Below are 17,866 nucleotides of genomic sequence, written 5' to 3' on the forward strand. Positions count from 1 at the left end.
TCGTCGACCCGGGCAGATACATTCGTGAACCAACAATCGCTCTTGCCGTTGTGCCGCATCGGGACCGCTCTCGACCGCGTGCATCATGAGGACCGACCCGCACCAGCATCTCGATTCAGCCGGCGCCTGGGACCGGACCTACCTCGAGTCGCTGATCCGCGAGGATTTCGAGCGATGCCATCCCGACGACACCCTGGACGACCTCAAGCGGCGCGCGTCTTTTTCGAAGGAGGACAGAGGCCTGCTGCGGGATTGGATGGCGGTAGCAGCGGCTCGCGCCGCGGCCGTGTGCACGGCCAAGGCATCGCCGCCACGCTGACGATCCGCTGATTCGAGAAGGATCGCAATCTCACAACGATCCGGATCAACCCGGCGCGGCCCCGCTATCGAGTAGCTGCGAGACGGCGGCCGCCAATTGCGCCGGCGCAAAGGGCTTCTCAATCAGGACGCTCCATCGACGCCCTGCGCTTTCCAGTCCGACGCGCTGGCGCTCGTCATGTAGAGCACGGGAAAGACAGGCGCGATTTCCCTGATCTGCCGCGCCAGCTCCCTTCCGCTGATGCCATCATCACCCAGGTTCACGTCGATGAGCAGCGCCCAACACCCCTCGCGGCCCTCGCGAAAGGTAGACATGGCCGCCTCTCCCGAATGGACCGAGCAGGCCTCGAAGCCACCGTCGAGCAAGGCGTCCACGACCAGAACACGAACGGCATTACCCACTTCAAGCCTCAAGCCACCGGCACACCGTAGTAGGCGTTCACGGAGCGCGTGGACGCGGACCCACTTGAAATCGGAATGGATCATGAAGTTGACACGGCCGCCATCAGCCCTCTCGAGAGCCCGCCGGCAATTCCGGCGCCGGCTGCGGCGACTGGCCGATAGTCGCGGAAGGATATCCACGCCAGAGTGAGCGCAAGCACTCAGGTGGCGACCACGTAGCCGTCCATCACCCGAAAGACGTGCGTGAGCCACGATGTCAGCCTGGGCCCGATCGACTGCAATTCGGCCGGCGTAAGGCTCATGTACCGGATGTCCTCCGGCAGCAATGGTGGCTGGAAAAAGCAAGTAGATGCCAACGCCGACCAGCAGGACTCCGGAGGCCGCCGAACTTTGCATAGGCCTCGCCGAACTCCGTTCTGGCGTCCCCGCTCCTCGTCGTGGGCGAGCTTCACGTACATGATCGTCAGCACCGGAAACATCGCCAGCGTGAGGATCGTCGGCCACTGCAGCAGGAAGTCGAACATCACCAGCACGAAGCCGACGTACTGCGGATGCCGCACGTGGCTGTAGGGGCCGGTGGTCCCCAGGCTCCGGGTCTGCTGCGCGTCGTGCAGAACGCGCCAGGCGGCGGAAATCAGGATGAACCCGGCGCCGATGAAGATGAAGCTGAGGATGTGGAAGGGACCGGCGTGCGGATTGGTCTTCCAGCCGAACATCATCTCGAACAGATGGCCAGCGTCATGCGAGAACCAGTCGACGTTCGGGTAGGGCGATTGCAGCCAGCCCGACAGGAAGTAGATGGTGAGCGGGAAGCCGTACATCTCTACGACGGGAAGAGCACGACGTTCCGCAGCGCTGCCGAAATGCGCGCTGCGATGCGCGAGCTCGGCATCGCCGATTACGTCGGCGGTGGTGCGCTCGAATAAGAATTGGTGATTGCGAGGAGCCGGCACAGTATTCCTTGCGGGCGACGCGGCACGTCCAATAACGGAAAGCCGTCCCGATCGTGACCGCGTCGGTGACGCCGCTGGTATATTATCTCGATGACCTTGGGCGCGGGGCCGCTAGCTCGGTATTCGACGAACCGCCGCACGAGGCGCGCGTCCCCATTAGGAACCACGGCCGATCGTCCTACTTATTCCGACCGTGCTCGGGCCGGGCTGGAAGACCTACCCAAGGGATGATCAGATGCTCGGATTAGCAATTCTGTTCGCAGCGCTGGGATTGGGTTTCGCCATCGGCTATGGAACCCGAGGGATCATTTGCACAAAAACGCCGTGCTGAATATCTGGCCTACGCGCCCTACTTAGAACCCGTAGACGGCAGCCCAGATGCCAATCGCAGGGGGCGGTCGGTCACGACGGCCAGCAGAGCTTTCTTGATCGTGGCTGACCATCTGGGGTTCGCGCTTGCCTTTGATTTCACGTTGGCGCTGCTCGTGATCCTGCTGTTACCAAGGTTGTCGTAACGCCGACGAAGCAATCAGCAGCACGACGATGAGTGCCGGGATAAGGACCTTCTCCTGCATGCGAGCGCCTAGAGAGGTCCGTACTCGATGAGTATTGGTCCTGGATTGTGCCCGCTGCTGGAGATGGTTATTCGCGGATAGGGCTTTGCCGGCTGGCTCAAATGACCACGGCCGCAATGGCGATTGCGATCAATACGAAGACACCGCAAGTCGCACCAAAAACCATCGCAGGGCCTGATACTCCACCGCCTTCCAGTTGGTGACCCAAAGAGCTTTCAGCCCTCGCATGGCCTGTCGCTTCGCCAAATCCGGAATGAACAGCGAAGGCCGTATCAACCACCAACTCAAAACCCCAGCTACCGTCAGCACCTGAACGGCCGCATGATTCCCTGATGAGCGCCCAATTCATCCCCCAGTGTCGCAGTTTCTGAATTCCCGCACATGCTCCTTCGCGCCAGTGATGCCGTGCGCGGAGACTCATTCTTTCTTTTTAGCTTTTTAGCCGCCGCAACCCACCCGGGCAACTTGGAATTCCGCACGTGCCCGCACACCCGAAGTTCCAATAAAATCAGGAGTTTAGGACATGCTTGATCTGCATGGCATTTCGCGTGCCGCGTTCGATCTCGTCATCGCGTCCGAGGTGACGAACCAGGCTGTCTATGAGCGGAAGTACCGCCGCGTGCTCGAGCCTCCGAGCGACGCGAGCGGGCCGACCGGCGGCATCGGCTACGATTTCGGCACGCAGACGCGGGCAGATCGCGGCCGATTGGGGCGACAAGGTTTCGCCCGCCATGCTCAAGATGCTGTGTGGGGCCGCTGGCCTGCGCCGCGAAAAGGCCGAGGAAAATTCGCTCAAGTCCCGCGGGCTGGTCGACATCCCTGGGACGTCGCGCTCGACGTCTTCTGCAACCACGACCTGCCGCGCTATCTGGCTATCCTTGAGCGCTACTGTCCCGGTGCCGGCGCCCTTAGCCCGGATTGCAAGGGCGTGCTGTGATCGATCGCCTTCAACCGCGACGCTGCGGGTTTCGTCAAGGCCGGTCCGAGTTATGCCGAGATGCGCGAGATCCGCGCCTGCGTGGCGAGGGGCGAGCTGGCGCGCATGCCTGGCGCGGCTCTGGCCGAAGACGAGCGGCCTCTACGCGCGGCGCGAGGCCGAGGCGCGGCTGTTCGTGGGCGGCCTGGCCGCGCACCATCCGAAGGCGCACGCGAAGCTCGAGGTGACGCCGCCGGCGCCGGATCCCGACATCGTGATCCAGATCCAGGCCCGCTTGCGCGAGCTCGGCTACTACGATGCCGGCAGGGTCGACGGTCAGCTGGTGCCGAAGGGGCGGACCGAGGCGACGATCCTGGCGTTCCGGCCTGAGCATGGCCTACCGCTGGTGCCTGCGATCAGCGATGAAGGCCACCAACCCCGAAGCCGCCGCCCGAAAGCTCGTGCAGCTCGCCGCCAGTGGCGCCGGCACTCGTTACGCGGTTGAGCAAGGCTGCCGCTCGCTTTGCTGATGGCGCATGCAACCCTCCTTCTCACCCGTAGCCAAACGCCCTGAACAGCGCCGCTCACGGGACGAGCGGAGACGCGGGCGTGCCGAGGTGTTCGGAGGCGACCGAGAGGCGGGCAGGCCTGGCGGCGGCGAGAAGCCGCCGATAGTGGGTCTCGTAGGTCCGTGCCATCCGGTCCGAGGTGAAGCGCTCTTCGAACCGCGCCCGGACCTTGCGCCGGTCGATCCGGGCCAGCTCTTTCACCGCCCGGACAGCCTCCGCTTCGTTCTCGACAATGAAGCCGGTCACTCCTTCGTCGACGACTTCCGGCACCGATCCGGCCCGATAGGCGATCACGGGCGTCCCGCATGCCATCGCCTCGATCATCACCAGGCCGAACGGCTCCGGCCACTTGATCGGAAACAGCAGAGCCGCAGCGCCCGACAGAAACGGCTGCTTGCCGCGTTCGTCCACTTCCCCAACGAGCTCGACCCGAGCGCCGTCGATCTCTGGCTGGATATGTTTCTTGAAGTAGCCGGTTTCGCCCCGAGGCACTTTCGCAGCGATCCGCAGCGGCATGCCGGCCGCCCGCGCGATCCGGATGGCGTCCTCGGGCCCCTTGTCTGGCGTGAGCCGTCCGAGGAAGGCGAGGTACGATCCGGGAGCGTCCGACGGCCGAAACAGGTTCGCCGGCAAACCGTGATGCACCGTCCCGCACCAGTTCGCGTCCTCGACCGGAGTCCGCTGGTTGTCGGAGATGGAGACGAAGTACGCCTCCCGAAACTGCCGAACCACCTCGCCGATGCCAGGCAAGTCAAGGCGCCCGTGCAGGGTGGTGAGGAGCGGGATCCCGCTCCGGCTGAGCGTCGGCAGGTGCAGCCAGTCGATGTGCGCATGGATAACGTCGAAGTCGCCTGCACGACGCGAGACCGCTTCGATCAAGAGCGTGCAGGCCGTGTTCGGATCGACGCGCGGGCGCCCGAGACGCAAGGGTCGCGGCAAAACGGCATGCAACTCTCCGCGCGTCCTGGAATCGCCGCTCGCGAACAGTATCACCTCATGGCCGAGCTCGACCAGCTCGTCGACCAGCCAGGCCACGACCCTTTCCGTGCCGCCGTAGAGCTTCGGGGGAACGCTTTCCGCCAACGGAGCTATCTGGGCGATCCGCATCGGCCTCCGCCCTCAGCTGTCCGCGGCGGTGCGCGAGGTAGCGCATACCAGCAGAAGCCCAGCGACAAGCGCGATCAAGACAGTTCCTACCGATAACTCGGGATGTCCGTGCGCTCGCCGGCGACGCGCGAAAACCGTTCTCATGGGACCTCGCAAAACCGATCGCGACCAACGGCGACGCGGCAGCTTCGTTCCTGTGCGTGACGACCGGCACCTCATAGTAATCGTCGACCGAGCGCCTCGTTTGCGCGCCCCAACTCCAATTGTTCTACACCGAGCTACGACACAGCGTGCATGTGCTCAAGGTGGTGTGAGGCCTTTCGAGCTATCTCCAAGGAGGCATCAATGGCAAGGGCTCTTTCGACTTCTATCTCGCGACGAAGCATCGTCGCAGGGTTGGCGATGACGGCCATGCCAGTCATTGGCAAGTGCGGACAAAGCGTACTCTCAGGACAGGCAAACCACGCCTGAGAAAAGTCTCTATGAGTGGCTGGGCGGCGTTTTCGCCATCGCGGCGGTAGTGGATCACTTCAGCGACGCCGTCGTGAAGAACCCCATCGTCGGTCAGGAGTCGAAGAATCCGCAGCTGCGAGAATGGCACACCAAGAACTTGGAAAGACTGCCCGGCCTCAAGTTTATGCGCACGCTATGGGTCTGCGACGTTTCGGGTGGGCCCTTTAAGTTCACAGCTACCAGGCCCGGCGCAACGCCGCTTGGCTTTGAGGAGACTCACCGCAATCTTCGGATCTCCCCCGCAGAGTTCGACGAAGTCGCTGCGGAGCTCTTAGCTGCCGCTGACGAGACGATAAGGCGAGCTGCTGTGCTAACGTTGGTTTGTGGCTCGCGACCAATCAGTTGCGCGACGTGTCAGCGTATATTCTAAGCCAACGGGACTAGCGCGCCCAGACTGGCACTGACGATCGGAAACTTTAAGATGCGCTGCCTACCATTATAGGCCACCTGGTCGCGCCTCCCAGTACGTAGGCGTTCCGTAATACTGGTGGGTGCGCGTTTCCCAGTCTCGATCCTGCCACGAGTCATCACTGAACTCAGGCGCGTCCCTCAGCTGTTGCTCGGTGATATTGGTTCGAAAACCGCGAAGCGACGTATCATAGGTCAGAGCACCCCAGGGAATGGGGTAATGGCTGTGGCCCAACCCGACAAATCCGCCAAAGCTCATGACGGCATAAGCCACGCGACCTGACACCTTGTCGATGATGAGGTGATCTATCTCACCGATATTCTTCCCGTCTACTCCATAAACTTCGGTTCCTTGAATGTCTTCGCTTGAGATGCATTGATGATCCGGATGAGCTGTCGCGCGGGCCATGGCTTCGTCTCCCTCACAAGTGGGTTTTGTCGGCTTAACTCCGCCGCTACGGGGGCGTTCCTGGCTTGGGAGAACATTTAACAACGATAGCGCGCCAACCCCTTTTTTTGAGCGCAGCGGTCGCTTTTTCAAGATCGGGTTCGACGATGCGCATTCCGCAACGCTCGATTAGACCCTTGTTGGACGTGCGAGTCAGCCCGAATGTCGGCTCTGCGTTAATGGCGCCGATGGCGCCGCCGATCTCGAGACTGTCCGCCCTGCATTTGAAGCAGCGTGCCAATGCGCCGAAGGCGATTTCCGGGCGTACCGCCGGCAATTGGGCTTCACGGACTGATGGCAATGTGGGAGCCCTCACCCGAAGCTTCCGCTGAACCGCCGTGCACCGCCGAAGGCCCGATCGAAGGTTCGGAGCCTCAGCACGATCCCGGTTCAGACAGGCGGGGTACCGGTGTCGAGCAGCTGCGACACGGCGGCGGCCAATTGCGCCGGCACAAGCGGCTTCTCGATCAGTACGCTGTCGGCAACGCCCTGCGATTTCCAGCTCGCGGCCATCGCGAAAGGTGGACAGCGCCGCCTCTCCCGAATGGACGCCGTCCTCCCTCGCTCGTTCAAGCCGCAGCGCAGCGCTCGGTTGAGCGAAGGCGCATCGGCTTGCCGCCGGGAGGCTGGCGTGGCCCGCCGTCGAGCTCGCATAGCGCCTCGAGAATCTCGTCGATGGTGACGGGAGCCTTCAGCCCTTCCGGTGCCCGCAGGGACGGGCAGGATGCGATCGCAGATGCATCCGAGGCCCATGAGGCCAAAACAGCGCGCTTCTCGCCCGGGCTGAGGTCCGGATGCGAAACCACATCCCGAGGATGCTCGAACCTAGTGCCGGGATGAAGGAGGTAGTCGAAATCGAATACGTCGGCCGCATGGTCGCCTCCTGACATGGACGAGTTGCGGGTGTCCGCCGCGCGTGTCCGCGCGGCGGCGTGGATCGTGGACGTCTCAGGCCGATCAAGCCGCCTTGGATTCGATCTGCTTGACGTTGCCCGAGGTCGCGCCGTTGATGTCGATGCGGCGCGGCTTCATCGCCTCGGGGATCTCCCGTTGCAGGTCGATGATCAGCAGGCCGTTCTCGAACCTAGCGCCTTTGACCTCGACATGATCTGCGAGCGTGAACTGGCGCTTGAAATTGCGCGCCGAGATCCCGCGATGGAGGAAGGTCTTCTCCTCCTTCTCGGCTTTGTGGCCTTCCAAGGTCAGCACGTTCTGCTCGACCGTGAGCGCGACTTCGTCCGGCGAGAAGCCGGCGAGCGCCACCGAGATCTGAAAGCGGTTCTCGTCGAAGCGTTCGATGTTGTAAGGGGGATAGGTCTCTTCGGCGGTCCGCTGGACCTCGTCGAGAACGTCGAAAAGACGGTCGAAACCGATGGTCGACCTCCACAGTGGAGTCCAATCATACCTCATAGCCAAATCCTCCTCAGAGCAAGATGGGTACGAGCCGGCACCGGACACCTGACCGGCGCCCGCCTTGCAGGGCCCCGAAGGCACCCTGACCGCGTCTGCGGCGACAAAAAAATTTAGAAGCCGCGAAAAAGTTTCAAGGGGGATGCGATTTTTTTCGCGGGAAATTGGTCAACGGATCTCGGCTCGGCTCGGCAGTTCGACCCCTTCTGGCAGATCGTCCGGGTCCAGTCTCATTTCCAACCGGAAGCCATGGAGCGTCGCCCGCCGATGGCTGAACTTCGTGCCGTGCATCACGATGAACCGGAAGCGGTCGCCAACCATCATCTGCAGAATCGGATGCATCGCATCCATAGGCGGCGGGAGCAACCCCGTGATCGGATCGCCGTAGCCGTCGAGCGATCCGATGCCGAGCGGCCGGAGCGCCTTCCGCCCCTCCAGATCCAGGTCTCTCGACGGCAGGAACGTCAGCTCGATCCGGTCGGTCCTCAGACCCTTCGGATGCAGCAACCTGCCCCGGACCTGGAGATGGCGAAATTCGTGGTAGGGGTCGGCCGCGTTGCGCTCCGTGTTGAGGCTGAGCGAATAGCCCCAACCCCAGCCGTCGATGGCGACGACGTAGTAGACGTCTGGCTCGCGCGGCCGGCGTTTTCGCTCCTTCTTCGTCGGCTTCGGATCGGCTGCCATCGGAGGATCCCGCCTCTTGGCGTAACGAGCCCAGGCCATCCGAGTCGGGTCCTGCCGAAAATCAGTCTAGTCTTCGGGGAGCGACCGCGACCGCCCGCAGCGCCGCGAACGTGCCGCCCGGCTTGAGCAGAGCCTCGACCTCGGCTTCGAAGTCGTCGCGCGGCATCTGGGCAAGCTTCCGCCAGAGCACGGAGGCGTGCGGCTCGTGGAGCGCATTGTCGAAGACCAGCATAAACTGGGTCAACACCACCTCGTCGTCGCGAAGGCGGTCGCGCAACAGAGGCACGGCGTCGGCGGCTTCGCTGACGGCGAGGTCTCGTCCCGCAGCGCCTCCCGAAGCTTCTCTTCCATGAAGTCCAGGAGGTCGAGGACGAAGTCGGTACGTCGAGATGTCATGGCAATCACTCCGTTCGATGAAGGTACGGGGACGGAGTAGCCGCCGAAGGTTTCACATGGGTCTCATTGGCGGCCGCTACGGCCAAATTTGTTGACGTGCATCGACGCGAAGTTCTTAGCTTCCGACTCACGACGAAAACCTGCGGGAGTGCATCAAAACCGCCCCGTGGCTCCCCCGCTTTACGACCTCTTGCAGGAATACGTCCGCCGAGTTTCGCGAAGATCGCGGATTTGCGCTCGTCGGGGGATTCTCAAATCGAGGGACGTCTACGCCTTGCGATCGAAATGTGCACAGCACTGCCGGCTCCCGAATGCCCCCAGTCATGATCCATTGAAGCCGCGCAGACCGCACTACATCTAGCGGGATCGACCATCCTCGTTACCCAACATCAAGCGCATCGGCGATACCGACTCGCGATCTCTTGGTTTGTACAAAAATCGACTCACGATTCTTGGTTTTTTCGACTCGCGATTTTTTGGCGCCTCTCGAAAAATCAATGACTTATGCGACTCGCAATTGATTGGTCCCGACAGGGTGGAGCAGCCGATCAAATTCGAGTTGGTGATCAACATAAAGATTGCCAAGGCACTTGGCCTCACCGTACCGCCTTCGATACTCGTCCGCGCCGACGAGGTGATCGAATGATGCTGCGCTGCATGAGTCCGGAAGTGGCCCATCGCGTCACCTGGATGTCTGCCTTTGCACCGCTCTTCGTGGCTAAGCAGACATTGGGATACACAGTTTAGTAAACGCACTGTCGGACCCAGTAGCCACCGCTCACCCGTATCCACTGGCATGGGCTTGGTGGGGGTTCTTTGATGATCGGCCAACCATGAATATCGATGTTCGTTGGCGCAGTGATGCCGCGCCAATAGACGGCATTCGCTTCGGAAGAACGGAAAACAAGGACCGCCGCAACGCAGGTAATGGCTATGCAGCACAGCAGGAAACGGCTCATTTGTTGATCCCGGTGAGACGTTAAACCTTCGCCGAAGCTATGCGAGGTCCGGGGTTAAGCCAAGGGCCCAAAATTTCAGATGAGTGTGTCCCTTGGCACTCGGCTTGACTTCCCTACCCGGGTCTTATCCACACGCACGATTGCGTGTATCTCGGCCCCGGAGCCATTCCCAACTGATTGATAAGTTGCGTATCGGCCGCCACCGCACTTTCATAAGCGCATGGGTAGCGGTCAAGTTCGCCTCGGATCTTGCTGACCACTTTGGGTATCGTCCTGGGGATGAACTCTCCGGGATCGTTGCCAAGCTGGGTGGACGCATCCTCAGTCAGAATATCTTAGATTTTGGCAAGTTTTCTTCCTCTGGCTCGATTCGCATCGAGCGCGAGGGAAATTTCGAAATTCTTCTCGCCTCACACACCGGACGTTTGCGCGACCGATTTACTATTGCGCATGAACTCGGTCACTACTTTCTGCACTTTATTTATGCGAGGCGAAACGGCGCTCAAATCGAGCGGATGGAAGCTCTGCGCTACGGTTCCGGCCAAGTAGAATGGGAAGCCAATTGGTTTGCCGCAGGATTTCTGATGCCGGCGAATGCTTTCCGGGAGGCTCATGTCTCGCTATCGGGCTCAATAACTCGGGTCGCGGATAGGTTCGGAGTCTCCAGCGAGGCGGCGAGTACCCATGATGTAGGGCGTGAAGCAGTACGCATCATGTTCTCGCACAAACTCAGTGCAAAACTTATAGACCAGCTCAGTCTTCAACGGCTCTAGGTTTTGTAACTCATCTTCTTTTCCCTCAAGAGAGGGAGATGGCTTCATGTCGATCCAGAAAATTGGATATGGAAGGCCGCCGAAGACGCCCTTGAAACTCTGTCGCCCCGCAAAGAAGAAAGACAATTCTTCATAGTCAAATGTTTGTGGTTTGTGGAGAAGATGCAGCCCAATCGCGTGACCGAGCATCAACGCAAGATCCAACGACAGGACCATCCGCCTTCTGACAGAGTTCGTACAGCGAGTTACCAGTGTCAAAGTAGGGACTGGCCGGGCTCGTGGAGCAGGCGAGCGCGGCGACGGCAGCAAACCAACGAAGCATCATCTTCCCCCTAGAGAGCGCTTACCGCGTCAAGAAGGCGGTCGCCACCGCCCGAGCGCGAGTCGAATGTGCAGGGCCGCCCGTCACCGCGGGATTTCGATCATATTGCGCCATACGGGGCGGCCAGTTGCCCTAGTGAAGCGCGCAGCAATCTCCTCCAAATTCTCATCGTCATCGGTCAAGATGAGAACGCCCTCAATTCCGTCCTCAATCATACTCGTCACCGCCGTGGGCGCGTGACCGAAGGGGCCGATCGTGATCTCGTGCCCTCGCTCCATTAGTGTCGCGGTGTACCAACCAGCAACATCTACCGCAGATAAGATTGCAATCTTCATTTTCTAAATCACCGGACAATGCTGATCTCCGCCTGCCCACCCCAATAGCAGCGTCTTGTATCTCTCGCTCGCCAAGGTGTTGCCTGAACGAACCGTTAGCTTGGAGCCAGTCGGCTGCTTATCGACACGGGCGGAAACGTAGTAATTGCGCGTGCCCATATTGATAAGAAAGTGGTGTTAGCTCTCCATAGCCGAGTTCTGAATACAATTCGGAGTCGACCGCAAAGGATGCGTAGGCGCCGACGTTGCCGGCGAAACAGCGCTTCGCCGTCGTCGAAACTCTCCGATAAATTTCTTGGTAGTTTTCGGAATACGTCTGGACGATCGGTGCCGCTTTGGCCTCGAGATCGGGCGTTCCGGTCGAAACCGTCGCGGGATCCGTCTCCCGCAGCCGCATACAAGCTCGTCCTCCTCGCGGGCCCTGAGCTGCTGCTGCGCGCCCGCTGTCGCGGCACCAATCTCTGCCGCGGATGCATGGGCGCCCGCTTCGAACGACGCAAGCCGAGCCAGGACGGCCTTGGACAGATGGTCGCGGAAGGCGGCGCCCATGTCGGGTGGGGCGGATAGCAACAGGTAAGACGTTTCGAACTCGCGGCCGATCATTTCCGCGATCGACGCCAGCGCTTTCGCCTCGTCCTTCAGGATCTGATTGCCAATGCGTCCCGGCGGTCCCGCGGGACCCGGTCCGTCAGCATGCCGCGGATGCGCTGGCCCTTGACCGGTAGACCTTTTCGACCGTACCGAGATGGCTGACAAAGAACCGGCTCGCTCGCGCGAGAGCAGGGCAACCGCATGCGGTCGCTGCGGCCCTGGTTGCGCAGCAGCGGCCGCAAGTAGGGGCGGCGCGCAATATGGATCCGATAACCGGATCGTAGGGCGATCTGGTGCCAGATCGCGCGCTCGCGGCAGGCGAAGAATGCGACCCCACGCCCCAATTCCGGCAATTGCTCGTTCAGCGCGCGCTCGATCGCCTGTATGTCGGACTCCGCCGTGGCGCGCACAGCGCGGTCGGTCGTTTGAGGGATCGTATGGACGAGCGCCGAGAAAGCCGAGTGCCATGCGCGGCCAACGCCCCGCTCGGGGGTCAGCTGCAGGTACACGCTGACCAGGGAAGGCCCGCCGGTGTCGACTCCCGCAAGTCCGCGAAAATGCTCGGGCGAGAGCAGGCGGTAAGCCGTCTTTGGCCGCCGCGCGTCGTGCGGGATCGTCTTTCGCAAATATGGATGATGGGTGAGGAAACTTTTGCGAGCAGGTGCGTTCGTTGTCGTACAAAGTGCGCGCTACGATGGGGAGGACTGCCATGCGAACCACAATTGTTGCGATGCTTATAGCTGTTGGAATTACGTTCGCCTTGCCGGCGCTGGCGCAGCAGCAGACGGCACCGAACCCGCAGGTGCAGGAGGAGGCGGACAAGGGCATCAAGACCCGCCAGTCCGGCGAGTCAGGCTATGTCGGCGAGCAGGAAAAGCCAGGTGCTTCTGCTCATCCCCCTGGAAAGACTGACACGGCTCCACCGACAACCGGCTCAACCAGTGGCACCTCCACGGGGGTGCCAGGTAGCGGCGAAAAACAGCGGTGAGCTGAGTCTCACTTGGTGCGCGACCGCGCGCCTGGCGTGTCGTCCATTGCTCTTGCGCCTCGCTCGAGAAGCCCCACGTGACTGACTTCGAGCCCGCCAGCGGGCCTGGAGACGGACCATGCGAAGTCCGAAACAAACGCGACGCTCGCTTTTTTCGCCACGCTCGGAGCGTTTCTGACGGCGAGGAGGTTCGCTGCAGCGCAGGAAGACCAGCCCGGCAGCAGCGATCGGCCCAGGAGAGGCGATCTGCTGGTGGTCTCAGAAGGTGACCGCGCCGGCGCCCTCATCGTGCCCGACGACGTGAAGCTCGGTGAAGCGCCGCTGCACGCCTGGCCAAAGGACCCAAAGACTTCGGTCGTCCGCAACGGCTCTCGGCTGAACGAGATCCTTCTCATAAGGCTGGATGCCGGCGAGATGGATGAGGAGACCCGCTCGCGCTCCGCTGACGGCATTGCAGCCTATTCGGCGATCTGTACTCATGCCGGATGTTCTGTCACCGGCTGGCTGAAGTCCGAGGTAGGCGACAAAGACGTTCTCAAGTGTTTTTGTCACAATTCCGAGTTCAATCCGCGAGAAAGCGCGCAAGTCGTGTTCGGGCCCGCGCCCCGGCGTTTGGCAGCGCTGCCGCTTGCAATAGCCGACGGCTCGCTCACTATAGCTGCAGCATTCGTGGGAAAGGTAGGTGCTCAACAAGCAGGGTGACGAGGCGCGGTCGCATCGGATTCCCGCGCCTCAGATGGTCGCATTGAAAGAGCTTAAGGAGATGACGTCCATGACCAAAAGGCAATGGCTATTGTCGGGTTGTGTTGCGTGCACGACCTTTGTTGCAACCGCCGCATTCGGCGGTCCGATTGAAACTTACAGCCCGGTGACACAAGCCCGGCTAGAAAATCCTGAACCGAGCAACTGGATGCTGTACCGACGCACCTATGACGGGCAGGGCTACAGTCCGCTCGACCAGATCAACACCTCCAACGTCAAGACTCTTGCCCCGGTGTGGACCTTCTCCACCGGCGTGATCGAGGGCCATGAGGCGCCGCCGATCGTTAACAACGGGGTGATGTTCATCACCACCCCGATGGGGCAGGTGATCGCGCTGAACGCCAAGACCGGCGAAGAGTATTGGCGCTACAAGCGCCAGCTACCGGATGATTTATTCCAGCTGCATCCGACCAATCGCGGCGTCGGTCTGTGGCAGGACAAGATCTATCTGGCCACAACCGATGATCACGTGGTTGCCCTGGACGCGAAGACCGGCAAGGTGGTCTGGGACACCAAAGTCCAGGACTACAAGAAGGGTCAGTATCTCACCCTGATGCCTCTCGTCATCGACGGCAAGGTCATCGTCGGCGGCTCTGGCGGTGAGCTCGGCGTCCGTGGTTATGTCGTGGCCTTTGACGCGGATAGCGGCAAGGAGCTGTGGCGCACCTTCACCATTCCAGCGCCGGGTGAACCCGGCAGCGAAACGTGGACCGGCGACGACTGGAAGACCGGCGGCGGATCGGCTTGGATGACCGGCAATTACGACAAGGACACCAAGACCATCTACTGGGGCATTGGTAATGCTGCGCCGTGGCCGGGGGACGCACACCCCGGTGACAATCTCTATACGAGCTCCGTGCTCGGCCTCGATCCCGATACCGGCAAGATCAAGACACATTTCCAGTACCACCAGAACGACTCCTGGGACTGGGATGAAGTAGAGGCTCCGATACTGGTCGACCTGCAAAGAGATGGCCGCATGGTCAAGAGCCTGATTCATCCGGGGCGCAACGCGATCTTCTGGATCTTGGAGCGTAAGCCGGAGAAGATCAGCTACGTAGCCGGCTGGCCCTATGTTCATACCGACGTCTGGAAAGGCATCGAGCATGAGACCGGTAAGCCGATCGTCGACCCCGCGCACAAGCCGGTGGTCGGCAAGCGGGTCGAGTTCTGCCCGTCACTGTGGGGCGGCAAGGATTGGCCTTCGGCTGCCTATAGCCAGAGGACCAAGTACGTCTATGTGCCGGCCAACGAGAATACCTGCGGCGGCTTCACCGGCGAGAAGGTTGCGCTGAAGCCCGGCGAATTATGGCTCGGCACTAAGCCAGAGGACATCGGACTGACGCTCCGTCCCGGCGCCACACACATTGGCGAATTGCAGGCTTGGGATCCCTCAACCGGCAAGAAAGTCTGGTCGCACACGTTCCCGAAATCGCAACTGTTCGGGTCGGTACTCGCCACTGCCGGCGATCTCGTCTTTGTTGGTGGAACCAACGATCGCAACTTCCGCGCCTTTGATGCCAAAAGCGGCGAACTCTTGTGGGAGCTGAAGACCAACTCGGGCATCATGGGCATGCCGGTGTCCTACGAGGTGGACGGCACGCAGTACATCGCAATTCAGTCCGGCTGGGGCGTCGATGCACAACGCATCCAGGATGCGCTCGTCACCCAGAATGTAGGGGTGGAAAACAACGTGCCGCAAGGCGGCGTGGTCTGGGTGTTCGCCGTCAAGAAGTAGACTAACGGCAGGGTCGAGGAGAGAAGCGGCGGACTGCCAGTCCTGCCGCTTCTGCCTTCATTTGCCCTTGGTTTCGACCTTGGCTTTCTCGTCCTCGTTCATCTTCTTTACCATCGGATCGCGGCTGCTCTCGCCGGTGGTCTGGGTCGTGGTAGCGGGCGGAGCATTGCTGGGCACGGAGATTTGACCGGAGGGGTTCGCTTCCGGCCGGGTGGCGGTGGCCGGCGGCGGATTTGTCTGCGCGCTCGCAACCTGTGCATTCAGAACAAGGGCGCCCGACAATAGCGATGCCGCAAGTGCCGCTGGGGTGGCTTTCATTGATCCGTCTCCTGTTCAATTTTGTGTTCGGAACGACGAAACGGCCGCACACAGGCGTACCGTCTCACGTCTCCAACTGCTTACCGATCGGCAGCGCCCGAATGCGTTTCCCCGTTGCGGCGAAGATCGCGTTGATCAGGGCCGGCGCAAAGGGCGGCACGCCCGGCTCGCCGACGCCACTCGGCGGCGTCTCGGGACCGGGCGGCACAATGTGGACATTGGTCACCGCGGGAGACTCATCGATTCGGATCACCGGGAAGTCATCGAAGTTCTTCTGCTGAACCTTGCCATCCTTGAAGGTGATCTCGCCATATTTGGCGAGGCTGAGGCCCATGATCGCAGCACCCTCGATCTGGGATTGGATGCGCTCGGGGTTGACATAGGTGCCGCAATCGATCGCCGTGTCGACGCGTGGCACCGCCAGCTTGCCCTTGTCGTCGACGGCCACCTCGACGATGGTCGCGATGTAGCTGACGAAGCTGCGATGCGCGGCGATGCCGAGGCCGTGGCCCTTCGGGACCTGACGGCCCCATTCGCCCTTCTCGGCTACCAGCTCGACCACTCTGCGCAGCCGTGCGGTGTCAATCGGGTAGCTGTCATAGGGCTCGCCGTAGTTCCAGAGGTCCTTCACCGAGTTCGAGCTTGAGGATGCGGGGCGAGCCGATCAGCTCGAGCAGCATCTCCTTCTGGTCGCGGCCGGTCGCATGCGCGATCTCGGCGACCATCGACTGCACCGCGAAAGCACGCGGGATGTTCGACACCGATCGGAACCAGCCGATGCGAGTATGCGCAGCCGCTTCCGGGTTCTCGCAGCTGACGTTGGCAATCTCGAAGGGCATGTCGACCAAGCCCATGCCAAGCTCGAACGGAGCCTGATGCACCGTTCCGGCGGCAAAGGTCGAGGCGATGCTGGGTGCCACGCTGCGGTGGCGCCAGGCGATCACCTTGCCGCTCTTATCGAGCCCTGCCTCGATCCGTTCCACGGATACGGTATGCAGGAAGCCATTATGGATGTCATCTTCCCGTGTCCATTGCACCTTGACCGGTGCGCCGAGCTCCTTGGAGAGCAGGGCAGCCTCGATCGCGAAGTCGCATTTAGATTTGCGGCCAAAACCGCCGCCCAGCAGCGTCACGTTCACGGTGACGTTCTCCTGGGGAATGTCCAGCGTCTTGGCCACGTCTTCACGTGTTCCGCCGGCGCTTTGAACCGGCGCCCAGATCTCGGCCTTGTCGCCTTTGACATCAGCGACCGCGACCGGTGGCTCCATGGCGACGTGAGCAAGGTGCGGCAGAAAGTACTCGCCCACGATCACCTTATCGGCGCCCGTCAGCGCGGCTTCCACGTCGCCTTCCTTGCGCACCACGAGGCCCGGCTTGCGCGCGGCCTCTTCGAGCTCCTTGCGATAGGCACCCGACTCGTACTTGCCGTTCGGTCCATCTTCCCAGAGGATCTTCAGCGCATCCCGCCCCTTGATCGCCGCCCCCGTGTTCCGGGCGATCACGGCCACGCCGCCGAGCGGCTGGAATTTGGACGGCCACGGCCATCCCTTGACCTCCATGACCTTCTCGACGCCCGAGACCTTCATGGCTTCGGACCCGTCAAACGAGACGAGCTTGCCGCCAGTCACAGGCGGCCGAGCGATTACGGCGTATTTCATGCCGGGCAGCCGCACGTCGGCGCCGTAACGCGCTGCACCGGTCGTAATATCATGCAGATCGACAATTCCGATCTCGCCTTTGCCGAGATAGCGGAAATCCTTTGGGTCCTTCAGCTTCAAGCCTTCGACGCTCGGCACTGATTGCTGAGCGGCGTCGGCGGCCAGCTCGCCAAAGCCAAGCTTGCGGCCGCTTGCGCCATGGACAACCTCGTGGTTGGAGGCTTTCACCTCGGTGGCGGGCACGCCCCAGCGCTTTGCCGCGGCCTGCTCGAGCATGGTGCGTGCGGACGCACCGATCTGGCGCATGGGCATCAGATAGTGCCGCGTGCTGCGCGAGCCGTCGGTGTCCTGGTTGCCGTACTTGACCTCATCACCATGAGCCTGCTGGACGCGCACACGCTTCCAGTCGGCTTCCATTTCTTCGGCGACGATCATGGGCAGGCTAGTCCGCACGCCGGTGCCCATCTCGGCGCGGTGCGCGAGGACTGTCACGATGCCGTCCGGCGCGATCGACACGAACACGCGCGGATCGACCACGGTGCCGTGTGGCATCTGACTGGCGCCGGTTTCGTAAGCTAGGGCTGGGCGCATCATGACGGGAGCGGCGAGCACAAAGCCACCGGCGAGGCCAAGCCCCTTGAGAATGCTGCGGCGCGAAACGTTCTCGATCTTAATGTGCTTCTCAAAACCGCGAAGCTTGCTGGGATTGGTAAGGATGTTCAT

The 17,866-nt window shown here is 61.6% G+C and carries 24 protein-coding genes and 2 pseudogenes; 10 read left to right on the top strand and 16 right to left on the bottom strand.

Annotated features, from left to right (window positions below; all coding sequences use genetic code 11):
* The first annotated feature begins 85 nt into the window (after positions 1–85).
* Entirely contained in the window at positions 86–319 is a 234-nt protein-coding gene (locus ACSKB8_RS17765; RefSeq protein WP_438105472.1) for a hypothetical protein, read from the top strand.
* A gap of 122 nt (positions 320–441) precedes the next feature.
* Here ACSKB8_RS17765 and ACSKB8_RS17770 read toward each other — a convergent pair whose 3' ends face one another.
* The 3 genes and pseudogenes from ACSKB8_RS17770 to ACSKB8_RS17780 all read right to left on the bottom strand — a co-directional run bounded on the left by ACSKB8_RS17770 (position 442) and on the right by ACSKB8_RS17780 (position 2,531).
* On the bottom strand, positions 442–804 hold the full coding sequence (locus ACSKB8_RS17770; RefSeq protein ID WP_438105473.1) for a response regulator: 363 nt from the start codon (positions 802–804) through the stop codon (positions 442–444).
* A 301-nt stretch (positions 805–1,105) separates the two neighbouring features.
* A pseudogene (locus tag ACSKB8_RS17775) lies at positions 1,106–1,547 on the bottom strand (methyltransferase family protein); the annotation flags it as partial.
* Positions 1,548–2,345: 798 nt separating this feature from the next.
* Positions 2,346–2,531, bottom strand: a complete 186-nt coding sequence (locus ACSKB8_RS17780; RefSeq protein WP_438105474.1) for a hypothetical protein — start codon at positions 2,529–2,531, stop codon at positions 2,346–2,348.
* A 240-nt stretch (positions 2,532–2,771) separates the two neighbouring features.
* Here ACSKB8_RS17780 and ACSKB8_RS17785 point away from each other — a divergent pair, with 240 nt between their 5' ends.
* Complete coding sequence (locus tag ACSKB8_RS17785) at positions 2,772–3,185, top strand: hypothetical protein (RefSeq protein ID WP_438105475.1); 414 nt, start codon at positions 2,772–2,774, stop codon at positions 3,183–3,185.
* Between the two features lie 52 nt (positions 3,186–3,237).
* Positions 3,238–3,669, top strand: coding sequence for a peptidoglycan-binding domain-containing protein (locus ACSKB8_RS17790; protein ID WP_438105476.1), 432 nt, complete (start codon positions 3,238–3,240; stop codon positions 3,667–3,669).
* A 79-nt stretch (positions 3,670–3,748) separates the two neighbouring features.
* Here the strand turns inward: ACSKB8_RS17790 and ACSKB8_RS17795 are convergent, their stop codons facing one another.
* Complete coding sequence (locus tag ACSKB8_RS17795; RefSeq protein ID WP_438105477.1) at positions 3,749–4,840, bottom strand: glycosyltransferase family 4 protein; 1,092 nt, start codon at positions 4,838–4,840, stop codon at positions 3,749–3,751.
* 520 nt (positions 4,841–5,360) lie between these two features.
* Here ACSKB8_RS17795 and ACSKB8_RS17800 point away from each other — a divergent pair.
* Complete coding sequence (locus ACSKB8_RS17800; protein ID WP_438110575.1) at positions 5,361–5,723, top strand: hypothetical protein; 363 nt, start codon at positions 5,361–5,363, stop codon at positions 5,721–5,723.
* Positions 5,724–5,789: 66 nt separating this feature from the next.
* Here the strand turns inward: ACSKB8_RS17800 and ACSKB8_RS17805 are convergent, their stop codons facing one another.
* The 7 genes from ACSKB8_RS17805 to ACSKB8_RS17835 form a co-directional block, all read right to left on the bottom strand.
* Positions 5,790–6,170, bottom strand: coding sequence for a PRC-barrel domain-containing protein (locus tag ACSKB8_RS17805; RefSeq protein WP_438105478.1), 381 nt, complete (start codon positions 6,168–6,170; stop codon positions 5,790–5,792).
* 429 nt (positions 6,171–6,599) lie between these two features.
* Positions 6,600–6,722 carry a hypothetical protein gene (locus ACSKB8_RS17810; RefSeq protein WP_438105479.1) on the bottom strand — a complete coding sequence of 41 codons (123 nt, stop codon included), beginning with the start codon at positions 6,720–6,722 and terminating at the stop codon, positions 6,600–6,602.
* 56 nt (positions 6,723–6,778) lie between these two features.
* Positions 6,779–7,099, bottom strand: a complete 321-nt coding sequence (locus ACSKB8_RS17815; protein ID WP_438105480.1) for a hypothetical protein — start codon at positions 7,097–7,099, stop codon at positions 6,779–6,781.
* A gap of 67 nt (positions 7,100–7,166) precedes the next feature.
* Positions 7,167–7,619 (bottom strand): Hsp20 family protein, encoded by a 453-nt coding sequence (locus ACSKB8_RS17820; RefSeq protein ID WP_438105481.1) that lies wholly within the window; start codon positions 7,617–7,619, stop codon positions 7,167–7,169.
* Positions 7,620–7,787: 168 nt separating this feature from the next.
* Positions 7,788–8,303, bottom strand: a complete 516-nt coding sequence (locus ACSKB8_RS17825; RefSeq protein ID WP_438105482.1) for a hypothetical protein — start codon at positions 8,301–8,303, stop codon at positions 7,788–7,790.
* Between the two features lie 61 nt (positions 8,304–8,364).
* Positions 8,365–8,547: a hypothetical protein gene (locus ACSKB8_RS17830; RefSeq protein ID WP_438105483.1), complete on the bottom strand. Its 183-nt coding sequence runs from the start codon at positions 8,545–8,547 to the stop codon at positions 8,365–8,367.
* Positions 8,544–8,699 (bottom strand): hypothetical protein, encoded by a 156-nt coding sequence (locus ACSKB8_RS17835; protein ID WP_438105484.1) that lies wholly within the window; start codon positions 8,697–8,699, stop codon positions 8,544–8,546. The genes ACSKB8_RS17830 and ACSKB8_RS17835 overlap by 4 nt, the downstream gene beginning before the upstream one ends.
* Positions 8,700–9,126: 427 nt before the next feature.
* On the opposite strand from ACSKB8_RS17835, the gene ACSKB8_RS17840 reads away from it, so the two are divergent.
* The 3 genes from ACSKB8_RS17840 (at position 9,127) to ACSKB8_RS17850 (ending at position 10,431) form a co-directional block, all read left to right on the top strand.
* The gene (locus ACSKB8_RS17840; RefSeq protein WP_438105485.1) at positions 9,127–9,345 is read left to right on the top strand and encodes a hypothetical protein; all 219 of its coding nucleotides are present in this window, start codon (positions 9,127–9,129) and stop codon (positions 9,343–9,345) included.
* Positions 9,346–9,532: 187 nt separating this feature from the next.
* A complete protein-coding gene (locus ACSKB8_RS17845) occupies positions 9,533–9,682 on the top strand; it encodes a hypothetical protein (RefSeq protein WP_438105486.1) in 150 nt (49 codons plus the stop codon).
* Positions 9,683–9,843: 161 nt separating this feature from the next.
* The gene (locus tag ACSKB8_RS17850; protein WP_438105487.1) at positions 9,844–10,431 is read left to right on the top strand and encodes an ImmA/IrrE family metallo-endopeptidase; all 588 of its coding nucleotides are present in this window, start codon (positions 9,844–9,846) and stop codon (positions 10,429–10,431) included.
* A gap of 405 nt (positions 10,432–10,836) precedes the next feature.
* Here ACSKB8_RS17850 and ACSKB8_RS17855 read toward each other — a convergent pair whose 3' ends face one another.
* The 3 genes from ACSKB8_RS17855 to ACSKB8_RS17865 form a co-directional block, all read right to left on the bottom strand.
* Positions 10,837–11,088 (bottom strand): hypothetical protein, encoded by a 252-nt coding sequence (locus ACSKB8_RS17855; protein ID WP_438105488.1) that lies wholly within the window; start codon positions 11,086–11,088, stop codon positions 10,837–10,839.
* A gap of 118 nt (positions 11,089–11,206) precedes the next feature.
* Entirely contained in the window at positions 11,207–11,485 is a 279-nt protein-coding gene (locus ACSKB8_RS17860) for a hypothetical protein (protein WP_438105489.1), read from the bottom strand.
* 241 nt (positions 11,486–11,726) lie between these two features.
* Positions 11,727–12,305 carry a hypothetical protein gene (locus ACSKB8_RS17865; protein WP_438105490.1) on the bottom strand — a complete coding sequence of 193 codons (579 nt, stop codon included), beginning with the start codon at positions 12,303–12,305 and terminating at the stop codon, positions 11,727–11,729.
* A gap of 83 nt (positions 12,306–12,388) precedes the next feature.
* On the opposite strand from ACSKB8_RS17865, the gene ACSKB8_RS17870 reads away from it, so the two are divergent.
* The 3 genes from ACSKB8_RS17870 to ACSKB8_RS17880 all read left to right on the top strand — a co-directional run bounded on the left by ACSKB8_RS17870 (position 12,389) and on the right by ACSKB8_RS17880 (position 15,167).
* Positions 12,389–12,667 carry a hypothetical protein gene (locus tag ACSKB8_RS17870; RefSeq protein WP_438105491.1) on the top strand — a complete coding sequence of 93 codons (279 nt, stop codon included), beginning with the start codon at positions 12,389–12,391 and terminating at the stop codon, positions 12,665–12,667.
* Positions 12,668–12,955: 288 nt separating this feature from the next.
* Complete coding sequence (locus ACSKB8_RS17875) at positions 12,956–13,369, top strand: ubiquinol-cytochrome c reductase iron-sulfur subunit (protein WP_438105492.1); 414 nt, start codon at positions 12,956–12,958, stop codon at positions 13,367–13,369.
* A 70-nt stretch (positions 13,370–13,439) separates the two neighbouring features.
* Positions 13,440–15,167, top strand: a complete 1,728-nt coding sequence (locus tag ACSKB8_RS17880) for a methanol/ethanol family PQQ-dependent dehydrogenase (protein ID WP_438110577.1) — start codon at positions 13,440–13,442, stop codon at positions 15,165–15,167.
* Positions 15,168–15,224: 57 nt separating this feature from the next.
* On the opposite strand, the gene ACSKB8_RS17885 is transcribed toward ACSKB8_RS17880, so the two are convergent.
* Positions 15,225–15,485: a hypothetical protein gene (locus tag ACSKB8_RS17885; RefSeq protein ID WP_438105493.1), complete on the bottom strand. Its 261-nt coding sequence runs from the start codon at positions 15,483–15,485 to the stop codon at positions 15,225–15,227.
* Positions 15,486–15,549: 64 nt separating this feature from the next.
* Positions 15,550–17,866: pseudogene (locus ACSKB8_RS17890) on the bottom strand (molybdopterin cofactor-binding domain-containing protein).

The organism is Bradyrhizobium sp. BR 1432, from assembly GCF_051547705.1.
GTDB lineage: Bacteria > Pseudomonadota > Alphaproteobacteria > Rhizobiales > Xanthobacteraceae > Bradyrhizobium > Bradyrhizobium zhanjiangense.

Bases quoted from the DNA above. Each gene is read 5' to 3' on its own strand.
- ACSKB8_RS17765 (WP_438105472.1), top strand. From the start codon at position 86: ATGAGGACCGACCCGCACCAGCATCTCGATTCAGCCGGCGCCTGGGAC.
- ACSKB8_RS17770 (WP_438105473.1), bottom strand. From the start codon at position 804: ATGATCCATTCCGATTTCAAGTGGGTCCGCGTCCACGCGCTCCGTGAA.
- ACSKB8_RS17785 (WP_438105475.1), top strand. From the start codon at position 2,772: ATGCTTGATCTGCATGGCATTTCGCGTGCCGCGTTCGATCTCGTCATC.
- ACSKB8_RS17790 (WP_438105476.1), top strand. From the start codon at position 3,238: ATGCCGAGATGCGCGAGATCCGCGCCTGCGTGGCGAGGGGCGAGCTGG.
- ACSKB8_RS17795 (WP_438105477.1), bottom strand. From the start codon at position 4,840: ATGCGGATCGCCCAGATAGCTCCGTTGGCGGAAAGCGTTCCCCCGAAG.
- ACSKB8_RS17805 (WP_438105478.1), bottom strand. From the start codon at position 6,170: ATGGCCCGCGCGACAGCTCATCCGGATCATCAATGCATCTCAAGCGAA.
- ACSKB8_RS17810 (WP_438105479.1), bottom strand. From the start codon at position 6,722: ATGGCCGCGAGCTGGAAATCGCAGGGCGTTGCCGACAGCGTACTGATC.
- ACSKB8_RS17815 (WP_438105480.1), bottom strand. From the start codon at position 7,099: ATGTCAGGAGGCGACCATGCGGCCGACGTATTCGATTTCGACTACCTC.
- ACSKB8_RS17820 (WP_438105481.1), bottom strand. From the start codon at position 7,619: ATGAGGTATGATTGGACTCCACTGTGGAGGTCGACCATCGGTTTCGAC.
- ACSKB8_RS17825 (WP_438105482.1), bottom strand. From the start codon at position 8,303: ATGGCAGCCGATCCGAAGCCGACGAAGAAGGAGCGAAAACGCCGGCCG.
- ACSKB8_RS17835 (WP_438105484.1), bottom strand. From the start codon at position 8,699: ATGACATCTCGACGTACCGACTTCGTCCTCGACCTCCTGGACTTCATG.
- ACSKB8_RS17845 (WP_438105486.1), top strand. From the start codon at position 9,533: ATGAATATCGATGTTCGTTGGCGCAGTGATGCCGCGCCAATAGACGGC.
- ACSKB8_RS17855 (WP_438105488.1), bottom strand. From the start codon at position 11,088: ATGAAGATTGCAATCTTATCTGCGGTAGATGTTGCTGGTTGGTACACC.
- ACSKB8_RS17860 (WP_438105489.1), bottom strand. From the start codon at position 11,485: ATGCGGCTGCGGGAGACGGATCCCGCGACGGTTTCGACCGGAACGCCC.
- ACSKB8_RS17870 (WP_438105491.1), top strand. From the start codon at position 12,389: ATGCGAACCACAATTGTTGCGATGCTTATAGCTGTTGGAATTACGTTC.
- ACSKB8_RS17880 (WP_438110577.1), top strand. From the start codon at position 13,440: ATGACCAAAAGGCAATGGCTATTGTCGGGTTGTGTTGCGTGCACGACC.
- ACSKB8_RS17885 (WP_438105493.1), bottom strand. From the start codon at position 15,485: ATGAAAGCCACCCCAGCGGCACTTGCGGCATCGCTATTGTCGGGCGCC.